A 16138-nucleotide genomic window follows, 5' to 3' on the forward strand; every position below is an offset into this window, starting at 1 on the left:
TCGAGCGTGGATCCTAGACTGTCTTATTTCTCCGCAGTGCGGCCCTTGACTCAAGATCAATTGCGTGTTGACGAGCGGCTTTGGATTCTCCACCAAGCATGCGGACAATCTCATCTGTTCGTGACTTCGCCTCGACCCTAGTTACCTCAGCGATTCCATTCGACTTTTGCACAACGAAGTTGGCGTCCGCCATCGCAGCAATCTGAGGTTGGTGGGTGACAACTATCACCTGTTGTGATTTCGAAAGATCTAGCAGACGCGCCGCGACGCTACCCACGGTAGTTCCACCGATGCCAGCATCAATTTCGTCGAAGACAAACGTCTTGCCTCCATCGTTCTCGGCCAGGGCAACTTCCAAAGCCAGCATGATCCGCGACAGCTCGCCGCCAGAGGCTCCCTGAGAGATCGGCGCGGGCGGCATGGACGGGTGGGCCTGAAGCATCATCGTCACTCGATCCTGACCGAGGCGAGATAACTCCTGAGTTTCAATCTCAACCCTGAACTTGGCGTTTCCTAGACCCAGATCGGCGATCTCGGCCCCGACTCTGTTCTCAAGCCTTTTCGCCGCGGTCTTCCTGGACTCGCTTAAGCGCCGGGCCTGAGCGCTCAGTTCCTCTTCGTCCACCTTTAGCTGGCGCGCCGCGGCTTCCGGATCGGAAGAAGTGTCCTCAAGCTCTAAAATCCTTCGTTTTGCGTTGTCGGCCCAGTCTAAGAGCTCTGATACGCTCGCTGCTCTACCCCGCATCAGGTCGGTAAGGACTGCTCTACGGTCGTGCAGACGAGCCAACTCCGCGGGGTCGTCAAAAAGACCTTCAACGTAGTCACGAAGGTCGGCTGCCAGGGAACCCGCCTCGATTTCCAGCTGGGAGGCACGGATCTCAAGCGCCTCAAGTGAAGCGTCCTGACGGCCGGCGCGTCGCAGCAGTTCTGTGACTCTGCCAATGGCGTCAACCAATCCCTCTGCCTGGTCTGAGTCGAAGAGCGACGCAGCCAGTCCGACTTCCTCACGAAGCTCTTGGACATTCGTTAGGCGGTCGATCGCAGAGTCAATCAACTCCTCCTCATCGGTACCAAGATCAAGCTCTTCAATCGCCGTGGCTAGTTCGCGAAGGTACTGCAGTTCGACCTGCTGTTGGTCATGATTTGCGATCAGAGACTCGAAGCGTTCACGGGCAGATGTCACCCGTTCCCATGTCGCCAAGTACTCGTCTAGGAGCGCCCTGTGCTCGGGTCCACCATACTGATCCAAAAGAGTTCGCTGGGCTCCCGACCCCTTGAGTCGCCATTGGTCGGATTGGCCATGAATGGTAATGGTCCGACCGACAGTATCAGTCAGCATCTTTACCGGAACCGGACGTCCGGCAATCGCGGCCCGAGAACGCCCCTCACGAGGGACAGTTCGTGAAAAGGTGACCTGGTCCTCATCCACCAGATACCCCGCCTCTTCAAGCTCCGTTGCCTGATCTCGGTCGAGGGTTGCAACCGCATCGACCTCGGTGCGAAGAGCACCCGGACTAACCATTGATGAATCGGCTCGACCTCCACAAAGAATCCGGAGCGAAGTGAGTAACACCGTCTTTCCGGCGCCTGTCTCGCCGGAGACGACGGTCAGTCCTGGCGGAAACTCCAACTCGCAATCTTTGAGGAGCGCAAGGCCACCAATCCGAAGTGTCTCAATCAACGGCGGCCTCGAAACCATTCTCGCGCCAACCGGAGACAGGAAGATTGAACTTTGTGACTAAACGCTTCGAAAAAGGAGTGTCTCCAAGACGGACAACCATCAGTGGCTTGGCACCCTTTGTTACCTCAACCGTCGAACCCGGTGGTGTGTCATAGGCGCGGCGTCCGTCTAACCACACTCTCGGAATCTCACGGTTTACCGCCAGGACTCCAACCTCAAGGAATGACTGAGGGCTGACAACCAGGGGGCGAGTAAAAAGTCCGTGAGCCGCGAGCGGTGCCATAACGATGGCTTCGGTGTCGGGCCAGACGACCGGTCCTCCCGCCGAGTAGGCATAGGCGGTCGAGCCGGTCGGCGTTGCGAGGATTATCCCGTCAGCGGCGTAGGTCGAAACAATCTGGTGGTCCACCGCGAACGCAAACTCGGCTGGGCGCGCCATGTCCGTGTGCAGAACCACCGCCTCATTGAGTGCCCAGTCCTCGGTCGTCTGTCCGCCCGGGCATCGAACGACAACCCTCAAGGTCATTCGCGGATCCACCGAGTAGTCTGCCCGCGCCACCTGACTCAGCACGTCTGGAAGGGTTTCCCCAGATGTCTCCGCCAAGAATCCCATGTGCCCGAAGTTGATTCCCAGTAGCGGAATATCGAGTTCGTGTGCGAACTCGGCCGCGCCAAGTATCGTCCCGTCTCCACCAAGGGCCAATACGAGATCAGGCGGACTGTCACGATCAGCTTCCTCAACGATTCTCAATCCTAGGTCGCCGGAAATCGCTCTGGTCAGGGCTGCCGCTGCCTTGATCTCTTCTCGATGGCGGTGGCTGACCAACAGAATTGATTTACTCACTTGAGTTCCTCCTTCTGCAACGGTGCCGTTCGATCGCCGCTCTGACGACTAGAGGCCATCCTGTGGCCCCTCTGCGACCGCACGCCGGACCCTATCGGCGAGTTCCGCCCCTGCAAGGCCGATCGCTTGGTCATTTTCCACCGGACGCGGTGCCAACAACAGAAAATACTCTACGTTTCCGGAGGGGCCAGGAAGAGGTGAAGCCGCCACCCCGATCACCCTGAGCCCAAGCTCAATGGCTCTGTCCGCGACCTTCAAGACTGTCTGTGCACGAATCTCGGGATCACGCACAACGCCACCGGCGCCGACTTTTCCTTTACCGGCCTCAAACTGTGGTTTGACCATGAGCATCATGGTTGCCCCCGGTGCGACCGTTACCAGGTTCGGTAAAACTAGGGTGAGAGAGATAAAGGATAAATCCGCAACGACGAGCGATGGCGGAGTTCCGACCTGTTCGGGAGTCAGGTGACGAATATTCACTCTTTCAAGAACCGTTACCCGCGGATCTTCACGTAGTTTCCACGCCAACTGTCCATAGCCGACATCCACCGCCACAACCTCGCGCGCGCCCTTTTGCAAGAGAACGTCGGTAAAACCGCCAGTCGATGCTCCCGCGTCAAGGCATTTCGCTCCTTCAATGGAAGGAAACTCTCCGTGAAACGCCTCCAACGCACCGAGGAGCTTATGGGCCCCACGCGAAACGTAGTCGCTCTTCTCCGCGGGTTTTGTCACCTCAATTGGCACAGCCTGATCGATTTGTGAAGCAGCTTTTGCCGCGGGCATACCGTTTACTAGTACCCGGCCTTCTTCGACCAGGCGCTGTGCCTGGTTTCGTGAAGGGACGAGGCCGCGCCTCACGAGTTCAGCGTCGAGACGGCTTCTGGCCATCTCAGTTCACCTGCAGCTCATTCAGTTCATCTCTGAGTTCTTGCTCTAGGCGACGCAGGGCCCGCAACTCATCCTCAACCTGATCTGCGTCAGACATCTTCGACCTTAACCTCAACATCAGTGGTCTCGTCTTCTTCGTATTCGGCTTCTAAGGAGTTGGCTCCAACGGTTGCGGATCCAACGGCCTCGACGAACTCCGTCTCTATCTCGACAGCGTGTTCCTCTGGAATGGCCTCTCCGTCGCCCTCGCTTGCATCGGTCTCGATTACGGTCTCGTCCGTTTCCACCGTGACTTCTTCGCGGTCGACGGCTGAGTCGGTGTCCGCGCTCAGAACATTTCCTTCCTCGTCCTTCACGAAGTTTGGCGCCACCACCGTTCCCGCTGGATCATCGTTGGGCACGATTACCAATTTGGGAACGCGCACCGGACGATCACTATCGACCTGATCCCATGCGGCGGCCGCAAACGCCCGATAGTTGTCCAGGCTCAGAACGACAGGGTCCCCATCATCGCGTAGTTCAATGTCGCTAAAGACTGGACTTCCCCACCTGGTGAGTTTGACCGGCTGGGAGTTCCCGGCCGTCCACGTTCCGTCCCGGTGGTGCTTTGCAAAGGGATGCTCCTCGAACAGGCCGCGAAGATCAAGCGCAAGGTATGACGGTCGTAGCCCCTTCTGTGCGCGAATGATGTCTTCGGCACTAGAAACCCCGGTCAGTACGTGCATGGTGGGCATACGGGCGGCGATTGCAGCCGCGGTATCGGTCTCAAGGCGATCACCAACAGCGAGAGGCTTCTGAGACTCAATCAGCCCGGCCGCCCGATCCATAATTTCGGGTTGCGGTTTGCCGGTTGCTGCAGGTCGCTTTCCCGTTGCACGAGTGACAGCGGCGACCAAAGATCCGTTGCCAAGGGCCATTCCTCTCTCGGTAGGAAGCGTGGTGTCAAGGTTGGTGGCGTAGAAACGCGCTCCGGCGTTCAACGCATATGCTGCCTCTGAAAGCTGCGCCCAGTTGACATCCTTTCCATAGCCCTGAACCACTGCAGCGATTCCGTCTTCGTTCTCGGAAACAGGTTGGAAACCGGCCTTCTGCACTTCGGTGACAAGAGCATCGGAACCGACTACCAACACCTTTGCTCCCGGCTCAAGTTCCTCTTTGAGCAGGTACATGAGGTTCATCGACGAGGTAATGACGTTCTCGGGCTTGGCGGGAATACCGAAGCCACGAAGCTTCTCGGCCACTTCTTCAGGCGTGCGTGATGCATTATTGGTCGCGAATGAAAGAGGAACGTACTCCTCGGACGCTTTGGTCAGGGACTCACCAGCGTAATCAATCGATTTGGTTCCTTCGAAGCAAACGCCATCAAGGTCAAGTACCAGCCCGTCGTGCTGCTCGATGAGCGGACCCTTCGACCCGCGAAGCGAAGTACGAACATTGTCGACATCAGCATCGAGGATTTCTTCTAGGTCAAGGATCTCGATGGTCTCTTCAGGCTCTGGAACCAGCGCTTCGGCAGCAACGGCGTCCTCGTCTCGTCCGAGGGATCGAAGAATATCCGCGCGGTAACTATGAAGCCTTCCGACCATGTATGCGTCGGCCGTCTCTGGAAGCTTGTGAACGGCCTCATCCAAGATCAACAACGCCGCGTCCAACTGATCCAGGTCGGCACGCGCCCCGGCAGAGACCAACACTAGCTCCACCTGCTCGGAGAGCGGCGTTTTCGAAAGATCTGCCTCGTCCACGATCTCGATTGCCTTCTCTGGGCGACCTAGACCGCGCTCGCTGTCGGCTTCGATAGCGCGAAGAGACTCATCTCCGCGCATCCGGCGAACAGCGCGGACCTCGCGTAGCGCTTCTTCATACCTCTGCGTGGCATAAGCGGTGAGCGCCGCAGCTTCACGAACCACATCGACACGGCCGGCACGCTTCACGGCAGCTTGGCTGTGCTGATAGGCGAGTTCAGGGTCTACGTCGATCGTCTGCCCAGCCATGACAAGATGACGTGCGACGATCTCGCGGTTGGCGCCCGCAAGGGTGCTAAGCGCGTTCATCGCTTCTTGATCGAGTTGATCCGCTCCTACGCCAGCGGGAATAATCGGCTCGTTCGGATCCGCAGATTTGTATTCGCGGGTGTGTGGTTTGTCGTCGCGCTTCTTAAAGTCGCGTCCCCCATCGCGTGATTGACCACCCCGACCTCTGTCGTCACGACGAGGTCCACGATCATCCCGCGAGAACGACTTGCGCCCGTCCCGCGAGCCAGATCCGCGATCATCACGCCTACCGTCCCTCGAATACGGCTTACGGTCATCTCGGCGACCACCATCGCGGGAGTAAGAATTTCGGTCATCCCGCCCACCGCCAGAAGAGAATGAGCGACGCTCGTCCCGCCTACCATCTCGTGACTGCGATCCGCGATCGTCACGCCTACCGTCCCTCGAATACGGCTTACGGTCATCTCGGCGACCACCATCGCGGGAGTAAGAATTTCGGTCATCCCGCCCACCACGACTGGAATCCCTGTTTCCGTCGCGTGAATAGTTCCCGCGATCATTACGAGGCCGTCCCTCACCACGCCCAGACGAATCCCTTGAGTATGAACCCTCACCGGATCGCCGACCGCCATCGGAAGAACGCCCTCCAGAGTAGCGGTCGTTAGAGCGCCTTGAAGAACCTCCAGATCGGTCCGATCCAGACCGGCCGTAGTTGCCTTTGCCGCCATTCCGGTCTTTACCTTGGCCGCCTTGGCGCCCGTAATCTCGCTCTGCCACTATTCCTCTTTCCACCGCGCCGCGGGTCGGGACTCAAATCCGCCCACCTGAATCGGTCAATGTCTCAATGGTACTCGGACGGACCATGCCTATGCTTAGGGCGTGCAGTATCCGCCCTCATCCAAGTCCGCTTCAATCTCGAACCTATTCGTAAACGGATCACTTCCTGCGGCCCAGTAACGTATCGGCATCGTCAGGCCATGCCTTCGCCATTGCAGCACGTGCCGCGCCTCGTGCTGGAGAATTTTCTTGGTTGGTCGGCGACCCGTCAAGAAGGTCCGACCGACGCAGACACCGCCCCGGGGATACGCCCACTTTGGCAAGCCATAGACCACCCGAATGGGAATCAGCACTTCCTGGCAGCTGAGAGAGTCTGTTACTGGAACGACTACGTCCGTTCGTTTCCCTCCTACTGAAGTTCCATATAGAAGAGCTAAAGAACCCGCAAGACCACTTCCAACGATTCCTCGTCTTGAGAGCATCTTGCCCACCACGTTATGCCGCCTCATCGCGATCAAGCAGGGCCTGGAGTCGCTGGTGCATCTGTTCCCCTGCATTCAGATAGAACCCGTCGTTTTCTTCCCGTCCGCGCCTTAGGCAATGTAGGCCCATGGTGTACCGCTCCCAAGCCTCCCATGAGTCTCGGCGCGCCAGAAGCCGCTCATACTCCCGTTCGACCTCGTCCGATGAGAGTTCCGGGCGCATCTGGGTCGCATAGTTTCGCACAAATCGTTTCACCTCGGCACGACTCATCGGAACATACCAAGGATCGCAGTAGGCCTCTCCCCCAACGTACGCCAGATCCTTTGCTGGGTCTCCGTTCTCCGCCCATTCCCAGTCGATTAGTCGAGGGTGACCCTGGTTATCGAAGACTATGTTGGTTGCACATAAGTCGGAGTGGATTGGACACGCATGCGCACCCTCGCAGGCCCATTCATTCGACTCAATAAAACGTTCTACGCGATCACCAAGCGACGCGACACGCTCAGAATCTGCTGTCTGCGGATCGTTATTCTGCCACCATAATCGAGCCGCCCGGAACCCCTCTAACAAGTTGACGTCCTCGTCGCCGCCATCCAGATCCCAGGAAGGGCCGCTGTGCAACCTCACGATAACGGGCACGAGGGCATCAAAGTCGTCTGCCGCCCATTGCCGCTCCCTCTTCGTCCGTCCAGGAGTGAACTCAGAAATAATATACGGAGCACCTAGAGGATTCCCCGGATCCGGCTCAAAGTAAAGAGCCCGTGGACCTACCGAGGGGGAAATATGGGACGCGACCTGGAACTCCCGCTCCATCGGATGCGGCATCTCATCAAGAGGGCGAAGCGGAATGCGCAGCATGTAGGCTCTTTGTCCGTCAGTGAGGGACCAGACTGCGTATGATTCCCCCGTTCCCTCAAGTTTCACCGAAATCGACGAAAGATCCATGTTGCTTGGTAACCCAGCAAGAAGCCCGTCTTCTGCCGAACGCCTCAGGGTTTCAGCAAAGGCCGGTTGCGTCACACCTGCACTAGGCCGCACGGTCTTCCCCTCCCGCCAGAAATTATTCCATTCCAAGTCTTGCAGATTGATCAACCAACGACGAACTCTCCCCCTAGCGCCAAGAAGCGAAGATCGCCGCTACTAAGTCCACTCTTTGTGTCTCTTTATGTCCCGCGTCGTAAATTCGCTTCCTAGATGGCGTTCAAAGTCGGCTCATCGCGAGGTAAGCGAGCGAAGGTCTAAAGGGGTAAGTAGCGAACGAGGGCGCTGCCAAGAGGTTCCGAATCGGTCAGCGAGATAGAGAACTGAGGCGGTCACGGGACACTCGCTCCTTTGTTCAGGTAGCGTTTACGCAGGGCGGCACAAGGGGGTGACCGGTGGAGAAATACACCGAAAAGACGAAACAGGTATCGAGCCAGGCTCGCCGAAACGTCTACGGGTTCGGAATCGGCACTATGGGCCGAGATATCTCGTACACCCTCGTGTCGATGTACCTAATGTTCTACTTAACTGATGTCATCAGGATCACTGGAGGAACGCTGGCCGCAGTGACGGCTGTAGTGGTTGTTGCGCGAATCTTCGATGCCTTATCTGATCCAGTTGTCGGACTGCTCGTTGACAACACCGCCACTCGTTGGGGAAAGTTCAAACCCTGGATCGTCGCGGGCGCCATCTTGACCTTCATTTTCCAGGCCCTTCTCTTCACCGATTTTGGGATCGAGGGTGCCGCGTTCGTCTGGCTCTTCGCCGCCATTTATCTCGCCTACAGCATCTCGTACACCGCAAATGATGTCGGGTACTGGTCGCTTCTCCCTGCTCTATCCCAGTCCCAGAAGCAGCGGGACAAGATTGGATCATTCGCCCGTATCTGTGCTTCTCTTGGCGCCTTCTCAATGGTTGTTGGTATCGTTCCTATATCTACCGCCCTCACCGAATGGGTCGGGTCCGAGTCTCGGGCCTATCAACTTCTCGCCATTATTGCGGCCACTCTACTGATCGTGTTCCAAGCGGTCACGGTCATCTTCACCAAAGAAGAACGCACTATCCCGAGTGATTATTCTCCGACACGATTCAAGGAACTGGGAAAGGTGTTGTTCAAGAATGATCAGTTGGTGGCGATCGCTGCGGCAATGGCGCTCTTCACCACTGGTTACACAATAACGATCAGCCTGGGACTCTACTTCTTCAAGTACGTTTACGGAGACGAGGCAATGTACTCGATCTTCGCCCTGGTTCTCGGCATCTCTCAAATATCAGCGATGGCGGTATATCCAGCCGTTACTCAGCGTATCAGCAGGAAGCGACTATTCCTCGTCTCAATGATTCTGGTGGTTACCGGATACATCATTTTCTTCCTTGCTCCCACAACCACAATGTTGTTCATCGGTGTTGCAGGGGTCCTCATATTTGTCGGACAAGCCTGGATACAGGTACTGATTCTGCTTTTCATTGCAGACACCGTTGAGTACGGGCAATGGAAGCTCGGACGACGGAATGAGTCGATTACTTTCGCGGTACAGCCCTTCATAAACAAGCTCGGTGCAGCATTAGCCTCCGGTGTGGTTGGTACGACGGTATTGCTGGCTCATACGCAGGAAGTCCCGGCCGGACAAGTTCTGCAGGGAAGTCATCTCCTAGTCTTTAAACTTGCCATGATCGGGCTACCTCTACTATTGATCGCGGGAAGCTACCTCGTATACCGCCGCTTCTACAGAATCGATGCCGAGTTCTACACTCGGATCATTGCTGACCTCAAGGCCAGGGAAAGGTAGAGGTGACGTGCACTTCACCGACAAAAACACCATCGAAGACGTGTATCGTCACCCTGCTGGAAGAGATATCGTCGACAAGATTCTGGCGCAGACCGGGGCATCAGCGAGGCTTGTCAGCAATCCTTTAGCACGGAACCTCAGGATCAAGTCACTCGAACGACTCAGCCTCGGAAAGATCGATAGGCAGTTCGTTCAGACACTGGTTGATCTGCTAAATGCGTGGCCACAGGAGGTATCCCCCGTATCTGGACCGACATCGAAAGAATGGTGGAAAGAGGAGGTCATCTACCAGATATATCCGCGTTCTTTTCAAGACTCCAACGGAGACGGAATCGGTGATCTTCAAGGAATCATTTCCCGGCTTGAGTACCTCAAGGAGCTGGGAGTTGGGGCGATTTGGATGTCCCCAATCTTCGACTCACCAAATGACGACATGGGCTATGACATCCGCGATTACCGGAAGATCATGACCGAGTTCGGGACGATGCACGACTTTGATGAGCTGGTCGAACAGGCGCATGCGCGCGACCTGAAAGTGATCCTCGACCTCGTCGTCAACCACACCTCTGACGAACATGAATGGTTTCAAGAGGCATTGGCTGACCCCTCGTCCCCGTATCGCGATTACTATCTGTTGCGAAACGGCGACGGAAGCGATGAGCCGCCGAACAACTGGGAGTCATTCTTTTCAGGGTCTGCCTGGAACCACTATCCGATGCAAGATCTGTGGGCGCTACACCTCTTTTCATCAAAACAGATAGACCTGAACTGGGACAACCACGCGGTTCGGGACGAGGTCGCAAAGATTGTCCAGTTCTGGATTGATCGCGGCGTTGATGGCTTCCGTCTAGACGTAATCAACTACATCTCGAAGCGTGAGGAACTTCCAGACGGGAACAAGCTGATTGGTGAAGTGATTGGGTTCCGTGGAATCGAACACTACTTTTACGGACCACATCTGCACAGTTATCTCCTGGAGTTGCAGAAACAGGTCTTCGCTCCGAACAACACCTTCACCGTGGGAGAGACACCAGGCATCGGTCTGCAGGTGGGCAAACAGATCACCGATCCCAAAGGACCGGATCTGGATCTAGTATTCAGCTTCGATCATCTAGAAACCCCGGGCCACACGCGACTCGACGACTACCGCTATGACCTGAACTACCTGAAGCAGTACTACCAGGCCGCACTCAGGGAGTACTCGGGACAGTACTGGATGTCTCTGTTCTTCGAGAATCACGACAATCCGAGGATGATCTCAAAGGTTAATCCAGATCCGCGGTATAGAGAAGCACTCGGCAAGCTGTTGGGTGGCATTCTGCTGACTTTGCGCGGTACACCATTCTTGTTCCAAGGTGAGGAACTGGGAATGATCAACCAGAACTTCACTTCGATTAAGGGCTTGCGCGATGTCGAAGCGCTCAACCAGTTTGCGGAGTGGACGCAGAACATGAGCGAAGAGGACGCCTTCGGGCGTCTCCTTGCGGGAACTCGCGACCATGCCCGTACACCGGTTCAGTGGGACGCGACGAAGCACGGCGGGTTTGGACCTGCCACACCATGGATTGAAGGGGACGGCGACTATTTGGACGTGAACGTGGCCGTCGAGTCAGAAGACCCGGACTCTGTCCTTAACTTTTACCGGGCCCTGCTCCACTGGCGTCACGAGAACACGGATTTCATCTACTCGGATGTCGAGTTCCTGGACTCGGAAGTCAAGGACTACTGGGCGTATAGGCGCGGAGAGTACCTGGTACAGATGAACTTGGGGAGCACGCCGCTGAACCTTAGGGGCGACGTGAGTTCGCTGTCCCTCGCACGGGGCGCCGAGTTAGTCCACTCGAACCATAACCAGGAAACCGGACCGCCTCCAATCGGCTCTTTCCGCCCATACGAGTGGAGGCTTTCGCGGTTGCCGAAGGTGGCTAGCTAACGAGGGTCCTGAGCCACTCGATTTCTCGGCGCACCTGGTATGGGCCTCCGCCCTCATGTCCGTTGTACGGATAGACCTCGATCTTGGCTTCTCCACCAAACCAGTTGTACGAGGCGAAGACTGTGGAGGGCGGGACTACCGTGTCCATCAGACCTACCGAGTAGAGTCCCTTCCCCCCGATGCGTTTAGCAAAATTAACACCGTCAAAGTAGGACAGGGTGTTGAATACGGTTTCTACCATGTTCCGCCTCGTGTTTAGGTAGTCAACAACCTCCTGGTACGGGTAATCGTTGGTCAGCCCGATGGCTCGTTCAAAGTGGCTGAGGAACGGAACCGCTGCAATAGCCCCTGCTAGAGGCGCCGCCGCTCCATCCTGTCGCATGTAGTCAAGGGACGCTGCAGCGATAGATAGTGCCCCGCCCTGACTCCCACCAGCGGTGACCATCTTCGAAGGGTCCACTCCTTCAAGTCCGCGAGCAGTAACAACCGCGTTGGCTGCATCGACAAACAGCCGTCGATAATAATAGTTGTTTGGGTGGGAGATTCCTCTGGTCATCACACCATTGGCCGAAGGCTCCATTAGACCCTGGTCTGGAGTATCACCACCCGCGCTCCATGAACCGCCCTGACCCCTGGAATCGACCACGACCTCTGAGAATCCCGCCGTTGCCCACGAAACGTGCTCCTCCGGAAATCCTCGTCCTCCTCCATAGCCGATGTAGCTGACGACTGTTCCGAGTGGCTCCGAGAAACGTGGTCGAATGTACCAAGCTTTAATCGGTTGGGAGCCATAACCTTGAATGGTCAGGTCGAACACGTCAAGAGTCGAGAGGTGCTCAGCGACCCTGGCTATTTCAAGTGGCTCCGATGCTGCCGGGTTCTCTTCGAGGGTGGCCCGCCAAAACTCATCGAAATCGGCTGGCTCACAAACCTCCGGCTTGTAGGCTCGTAGTTGCTCGATCGGCAGATCGAAAAAAGCCATTTGTACCCCTCAGTGATCGCGTTTCCTTCTTTGGCAACTTCTAATCGTATCGGGGGCCGACTCGTGGCGAACTGAAGACTCGCCGGGGTGTTGGTTTGTGGGTTGATTGGTTTGAGGGACCGCCCGTGTTGGGTGGTCCCTCTAACCATGTTTGGTTTGCGGGGGGTTGCTAGTCTCCCACATTCTCTCGAATGTAGTACCTTCGCCGCTGCGGGGCTTAGCTTCCGGGTTCGGAATGGGGCCGGGCGTTTCCCCCGTGCTGTGCCCCCCGCAAAGTTTGTATGCACTTATTAGTAGTCCCGCACCCCATCAAACACTTGTTGTTTGTGTGGTGGGGGTGGGTTGGTGCTGAGTTTGTATAGTGGTCACTTTGTGTCTGTTTTGTGTGCTCGTTTTTTGTGTGTTTGTTTGGTTTTAGTGTTGGCCGATTAGTGCCAGTTAGCTCTTGAACACCTTGCGGTGCTTCCACTCCTGGTCTATCTACCCCTTAGTCTATGGGGGGCCTTCACACACACGAATGTGTGTTGGAAACTTTATCTTAGAGGTGGTTTCCCGCTTAGATGCTTTCAGCGGTTACCCTTTCCGAACGTAGCCAACCAGCGGTGCCCCTGGCGGGACAACTGGTATACCAGAGGTTCGTCCGTCCCGGTCCTCTCGTACTAGGGATAGGTCTCTGCAAGTTTCCTGCGCGCGCAGCGGATAGGGACCGAACTGTCTCACGACGTTCTAAACCCAGCTCGCGTACCGCTTTAATGGGCGAACAGCCCAACCCTTGGGAGCGACTACACCCCCAGGATGCGACGAGCCGACATCGAGGTGCCAAACCACGCCGTCGATATGAACTCTTGGGCGGGATCAGCCTGTTATCCCCGGGGTACCTTTTATCCGTTGAGCGACACCCCTTCCACACGGGGGTGCCGGATCACTAGTTCCGACTTTCGTCCCTGCTCGACATGTCTGTCTCACAGTCAAGCTCCCTTTTACACTTACACTCAAAACCTGGTTACCAACCAGGCTGAGGGAACCTTTGAGCGCCTCCGTTACCATTTAGGAGGCAACCGCCCCAGTTAAACTACCCACCAGGCACTGTCCCCAACCCGGATCACGAGTCGAGGTTAGATGCACACTAGCCTCAGAGTGGTATTTCACCAATGACTCCACCACAGCTAGCGCCGCGGTTTCATAGTCTCCCACCTATCCTACACAAACACCAGCGAGCACCAATACCAAGCTATAGTAAAGGTCCCGGGGTCTTTCCGTCCTGCTGCGCGTAACGAGCATCTTTACTCGTAGTGCAATTTCACCGAGCTCATGGTCGAGACAGCAGAGAAGTCGTTACGCCATTCGTGCAGGTCGGAACTTACCCGACAAGGAATTTCGCTACCTTAGGATGGTTATAGTTACCACCGCCGTTTACTGGGGCTTCAATTCAAAGCTTCGAAACCCGAAGGGCTTCTAACCTTTCCTCTTAACCTTCCAGCACCGGGCAGGCGTCAGTGCATATACCGCCACTTACGTGTTCGCATGCACCTATGTTTTTAATAAACAGTCGCTTCTCTCTATCCTCTGCGACCCCCCAAAGCACCATCACCGCGAGGGCGAAGCACTCCTAGGGGTCCCCCTTCTTCCGAAGTTACGGGGGCATTTTGCCGAGTTCCTTAACCATGATTCACTCGAACGCCTCGGTATACTCTACCTGACTACCTGTGTCGGTTTAGGGTACGGGCGGAAGAACACCTCACGTCGAGGCTTTTCTTGGCACCACAGGCTCAATCCCAAACCCCTGAAAAGGGGTTCCCATCACACCTCACCCACAAAAGTCCGCGGATTTACCTACGGACGGGCCACATGCTTAGACACACACAACCACCGGTGTGCGGAACCTACCACTGTGCGTCACCCCTGTTAACACGCTCACCACAACCAGACAACCACACACGCAACAAAATCAAATCAACAAGAAACCCGTAAAGGAATCAAGAATCATCAAAACTGAAGGATGCGTGACTGCGATTGGAAGTAATGTTGGACGGTATAACTTCCGGTACCAGAATATAAACTGGTTATCCATCGACTACGCCTGTCGGCCTCGCCTTAGGACCCGACTAACCCAGGGAGGAAAAACCTAGCCCTGGAACCCTTAGTCAATCAGCGGAAGGGATTCTCACCCTTCAAATCGCTACTCATGCCTGCATTCTCACTCCCCCACAATCCACCACACGGTCACCCGGCGGCTTCACCTCATGAGGGACGCTCCCCTACCCAACCAACAAACCACAAAGGGCCTGCTGTTTGCCACGGTTTCGGCGGTGTGCTTCAGCCCCGCTACATTGTCGGCGCGGAATCACTTGACCAGTGAGCTATTACGCACTCTTTCAAGGATGGCTGCTTCTAAGCCAACCTCCTGGTTGTCACAGCAACTCCACATCCTTTCCCACTCAGCACACACTTAGGGGCCTTAACCGGTGATCTGGGCTGTTTCCCTCTCGACTACGAAGCTTATCCCCCGCAGTCTCACTGCCACGCTCAACACTATTAGCATTCGGAGTTTAGCTGATCTCAGTAACCCAAAAGGGCCCATCAACCAACCAGTGCTCTACCACCAACAGGCAACACGCAACGCTGCACCTAAATGCATTTCGGGGAGAACCAGCTATCACGAAGTTTGATTAGCCTTTCACCCCTACCCACAACTCATCCCCCCAGTTTTCAACCTAGGTGGGTGCGGTCCTCCACGCCGTCTTACCGGCGCTTCAACCTGGCCATGGGTAGATCACTTCGCTTCGGGTCTAGAACACGCGACCAAAAAACGCCCTATTCAGACTCGCTTTCGCTACGCCTACCCCACAACGGGTTAAGCAAGCCACATGCCACTAACTCGCAGGCTCATTCTTCAAAAGGCACGCCATCACCCACCCACACCAAAACAGTGCGTCAGGCTCTGACGGCTTAAAGGCATCCGGTTTCAGGAACTATTTCACTCCCCTCCCGGGGTACTTTTCACCATTCCCTCACGGTACTAATACACTATCGGTCATCAAGAAGTATTCAGGCTTACCAAGTGGTCTTGGCAGATTCACGCAGGATTCCACGAGCCCCGCGCTACTCGGGCACCAAACCAAGCCCTTGCTGCAACCAACCATCTACACGACTATCACGCCCTACGGTCAGCTATCCCAAACTGTTCAAATCAGCTACAACAAAAACCCAAACCCGCGGCAACAGGCTTGAAGGTCGGCCCCACAACACCGCGCATGCAACCCTCGCCGAGTAATCACACACACACGGTTTAGCCATCATCCGCGTTCGCTCGCCACTACTAACGGAATATCTTTTCCTACGGGTACTAAGATGTTTCACTTCCCCGCGTTCCCCCCACACCACTACTTAACTCATGATGCGGCGACCAGACACAACTCTGGCCAGGTTCCCCCATTCGGAAATCCCCGGATCAACGCTCGCTCGTCAACTCCCCAGGGCATATCGCAGACCGCCACGTCCTTCATCAGCTCTTGATACCAAGGCATCCACCGAACGCCCACAAAAACTAAAAACCAACACAAAAAACAAAATCACACAAAATAAAGACACAAAACAACCACTATACAATTCACCAACAACCCACCAACAACAGCCCACCCCCAAAAAGAAGACAAGCCATCACCAGCAAAACCCAACCACCAAACCAAAGAAAGAAAGCAAACCCTAAAACCTTAGAGCCCAAGCACAAAACCTGGAACCTTCCCCCAATGACTCACACGGGTGTTGAGAGTAAACCCGATAGTGAA

The 16138-nt window shown here is 55.8% G+C and carries 10 protein-coding genes and 2 rRNA genes; 2 read left to right on the top strand and 10 right to left on the bottom strand.

Annotated features, from left to right (window positions below; genetic code table 11):
* Positions 1-13 precede the first annotated feature (13 nt).
* The 7 genes from U6G28_10050 to U6G28_10080 form a co-directional block, all read right to left on the bottom strand.
* Entirely contained in the window at positions 14-1681 is a 1668-nt protein-coding gene (locus U6G28_10050) for an AAA family ATPase (protein WRS29850.1), read from the bottom strand.
* A complete protein-coding gene (locus U6G28_10055) occupies positions 1674-2525 on the bottom strand; it encodes an NAD kinase (GenBank protein WRS29851.1) in 852 nt (283 codons plus the stop codon). The genes U6G28_10050 and U6G28_10055 overlap by 8 nt, the downstream gene beginning before the upstream one ends.
* A gap of 48 nt (positions 2526-2573) precedes the next feature.
* Positions 2574-3413, bottom strand: a complete 840-nt coding sequence (locus U6G28_10060; GenBank protein ID WRS29852.1) for a TlyA family RNA methyltransferase — start codon at positions 3411-3413, stop codon at positions 2574-2576.
* An 89-nt stretch (positions 3414-3502) separates the two neighbouring features.
* On the bottom strand, positions 3503-5464 hold the full coding sequence (locus tag U6G28_10065) for an HAD-IIA family hydrolase (GenBank protein ID WRS29853.1): 1962 nt from the start codon (positions 5462-5464) through the stop codon (positions 3503-3505).
* Between the two features lie 26 nt (positions 5465-5490).
* A complete protein-coding gene (locus U6G28_10070) occupies positions 5491-6132 on the bottom strand; it encodes a hypothetical protein (GenBank protein ID WRS29854.1) in 642 nt (213 codons plus the stop codon).
* A gap of 144 nt (positions 6133-6276) precedes the next feature.
* Complete coding sequence (locus U6G28_10075) at positions 6277-6675, bottom strand: hypothetical protein (GenBank protein ID WRS29855.1); 399 nt, start codon at positions 6673-6675, stop codon at positions 6277-6279.
* Position 6676: 1 nt separating this feature from the next.
* Positions 6677-7702 carry a phosphotransferase gene (locus U6G28_10080; GenBank protein ID WRS29856.1) on the bottom strand — a complete coding sequence of 342 codons (1026 nt, stop codon included), beginning with the start codon at positions 7700-7702 and terminating at the stop codon, positions 6677-6679.
* Positions 7703-8040: 338 nt separating this feature from the next.
* Here U6G28_10080 and U6G28_10085 point away from each other — a divergent pair, with 338 nt between their 5' ends.
* Both U6G28_10085 and U6G28_10090 read left to right on the top strand, forming a co-directional pair.
* Complete coding sequence (locus U6G28_10085; protein WRS29857.1) at positions 8041-9435, top strand: glycoside-pentoside-hexuronide (GPH):cation symporter; 1395 nt, start codon at positions 8041-8043, stop codon at positions 9433-9435.
* On the top strand, positions 9383-11368 hold the full coding sequence (locus U6G28_10090; GenBank protein WRS29858.1) for an alpha-glucosidase: 1986 nt from the start codon (positions 9383-9385) through the stop codon (positions 11366-11368). Before U6G28_10085 ends, U6G28_10090 begins: the two co-directional genes overlap by 53 nt.
* Here U6G28_10090 and U6G28_10095 read toward each other — a convergent pair.
* The 3 genes from U6G28_10095 to U6G28_10105 all read right to left on the bottom strand — a co-directional run bounded on the left by U6G28_10095 (position 11361) and on the right by U6G28_10105 (position 15904).
* Positions 11361-12350, bottom strand: coding sequence for an acetylxylan esterase (locus U6G28_10095; GenBank protein WRS29859.1), 990 nt, complete (start codon positions 12348-12350; stop codon positions 11361-11363). The two genes, U6G28_10090 and U6G28_10095, sit on opposite strands and share 8 nt — an antisense overlap.
* Before the next feature lie 156 nt (positions 12351-12506).
* Positions 12507-12623 (bottom strand): 5S ribosomal RNA (gene rrf, locus U6G28_10100).
* Between the two features lie 136 nt (positions 12624-12759).
* Positions 12760-15904 (bottom strand): 23S ribosomal RNA (locus U6G28_10105).
* Positions 15905-16138: the final 234 nt, after the last annotated feature.

The organism is Actinomycetaceae bacterium MB13-C1-2, from assembly GCA_035621235.1.
GTDB lineage: Bacteria > Actinomycetota > Actinomycetes > Actinomycetales > Actinomycetaceae > Scrofimicrobium.

Coding starts and splice junctions, on each gene's coding strand:
- U6G28_10095 (WRS29859.1), bottom strand. CDS start 12,350: ATGGCTTTTTTCGATCTGCCGATCGAGCAACTACGAGCCTACAAGCCG.
- U6G28_10065 (WRS29853.1), bottom strand. CDS start 5,464: ATGAACGCGCTTAGCACCCTTGCGGGCGCCAACCGCGAGATCGTCGCA.
- U6G28_10090 (WRS29858.1), top strand. CDS start 9,383: ATGCCGAGTTCTACACTCGGATCATTGCTGACCTCAAGGCCAGGGAAA.
- U6G28_10060 (WRS29852.1), bottom strand. CDS start 3,413: ATGGCCAGAAGCCGTCTCGACGCTGAACTCGTGAGGCGCGGCCTCGTC.
- U6G28_10070 (WRS29854.1), bottom strand. CDS start 6,132: ATGGCGGCAAAGGCAACTACGGCCGGTCTGGATCGGACCGATCTGGAG.